The following is a 2109-nucleotide window of genomic DNA, read 5'->3' as shown; positions in this document are numbered from 1 at the left end:
TTATATTTACTGTGCAATTTTCAAAGAACAAATTTCTTTCAATCTGCAGTGTTTAATTCACACTGCACAATTGGGTGAAGAATTCAACTGTCAATTCTTGATTGTCAACTGACTTCTGATCCTTCAAAATTAAACAGAATAAACGGATACTTACATAAGACAAACCTTTTAAGAAAGCCTTTCTCAGGCTCCCTTTCGACTCCCTAGAAAGGAGGTGATCCAGCCGCAGGTTCTCCTACGGCTACCTTGTTACGACTTCACCCCAATCACCAACCCCACCTTCGGCCGCGTCCTCTTTCGTTAGACTACGGACTTCGGGTGTTGCCGGCTCTCATGGTGTGACGGGCGGTGTGTACAAGGCCCGGGAACGTATTCACCGCGACATGCTGATTCGCGATTACTAGCAACTCCAGCTTCATGCAGGCGGGTTTCAGCCTGCAATCCGAACTGGGAACAGTTTTTGAGGTTCGCTCCACCTCGCGGCCTTGCTTCTCTCTGTTCTGCCCATTGTAGCACGTGTGTTGCCCTGGACATAAGGGGCATGATGATTTGACGTCATCCCCACCTTCCTCCGCGTTAACCGCGGCAGTCTCGTTAGAGTGCTCATCTTACTGTTAGCAACTAACAACAGGGGTTGCGCTCGTTGCAGGACTTAACCTAACATCTCACGACACGAGCTGACGACAACCATGCACCACCTGTCTCCCTGCCCCGAAGGGCTTCTCTCATCTCTGAGATATGCAGGGGATGTCAAGTCCAGGTAAGGTTCTTCGCGTTGCTTCGAATTAAACCACATGCTCCGCTGCTTGTGCGGGCCCCCGTCAATTCCTTTGAGTTTTAATCTTGCGATCGTACTTCCCAGGCGGAGTACTTATTGTGTTTACTGCGGCACAGAAGGGGTCGATACCTCCTACACCTAGTACTCATCGTTTACGGCGTGGACTACCAGGGTATCTAATCCTGTTTGCTACCCACGCTTTCGTGCCTCAGCGTCAGTTACAGTCCAGAGAACCGCCTTCGCCACTGGTGTTCTTCCTAATCTCTACGCATTTCACCGCTACACTAGGAATTCCGTTCTCCTCTCCTGCACTCCAGACACCCAGTTTGAAATGCACTGCCCGGGTTAAGCCCGGGTATTTCACATCTCACTTAAATGTCCGCCTGCGCACCCTTTACGCCCAGTAATTCCGGACAACGCTTGCCACCTACGTATTACCGCGGCTGCTGGCACGTAGTTAGCCGTGGCTTCCTCATCTGGTACCGTCATTATCGTCCCAGATGACAGAGCTTTACAATCCGAAAACCTTCTTCACTCACGCGGCGTTGCTGCATCAGGCTTCCGCCCATTGTGCAATATTCCCCACTGCTGCCTCCCGTAGGAGTCTGGACCGTCTCTCAGTTCCAATGTGGCCGTTCACCCTCTCAGGTCGGCTACGCATCGTCGCCTTGGTAGGCCGTTACCCTGCCAACTAGCTAATGCGCCGCGGGTCCATCTCAAAGCGGATTTCTCCTTTAAAATATAATCCATGCGGATTATATTTGTCATGCGGTATTAATCTCCCTTTCGGGAGGCTATCCCCCTCTTTGAGGCAGGTTACCCACGTGTTACTCACCCGTCCGCCGCTAAGATTCTCCCGAAGGAGCTTCTTCGCCCGACTTGCATGTGTTAGGCACGCCGCCAGCGTTCGTCCTGAGCCAGGATCAAACTCTTAATTTAAAAGTTGTCTTTGACTCTGTTGAAAATTGTTATTAACTTCGCAATACTGCGTCAAAATACTCACTGCGGTACTCATTTACTCAAGTAAACTCTGTTCCTCCTTCGCATTTTTCCTTGTCTTGCTCGTCACTAACAATTTTAGACTTACTGCCTTTGTTGGAAATTGCCATTAACTTCGTCCAGCTTCGTCAAATGCTTCATTCCGGTGCTCATTTACCTAAGTAAACTCTGCTCCTCATTCGGCCTTTTCCTTGCTGTACTCGTTACTGTCAATTTCAAGCATATTACTTACGAAATTACTTTCTTTGCTGCTGTCGCAGCTCAAAAGAATTGCTGGTTTATTCTCATATAAGTTTCCCTATATTTATTCTGTTCAATTTTCAAGGATCATC

1 rRNA gene is annotated in these 2109 nt (G+C 48.8%); it reads right to left on the bottom strand.

The window, feature by feature from the left end:
• Window positions 1-207: 207 nt before the first annotated feature.
• Window positions 208-1717: ribosomal RNA gene (locus tag J5G60_RS18085) — 16S ribosomal RNA — on the bottom strand.
• Window positions 1718-2109: the final 392 nt, after the last annotated feature.

Source organism: Clostridium sp. HV4-5-A1G (assembly GCF_900184915.1).
Classification (GTDB): domain Bacteria; phylum Bacillota; class Clostridia; order Clostridiales; family Clostridiaceae; genus Clostridium_B; species Clostridium_B aromativorans.
The sequence above is the reverse complement of the archived record's forward strand: the minus strand, read 5'-3'. Positions and strand labels throughout refer to the sequence as shown.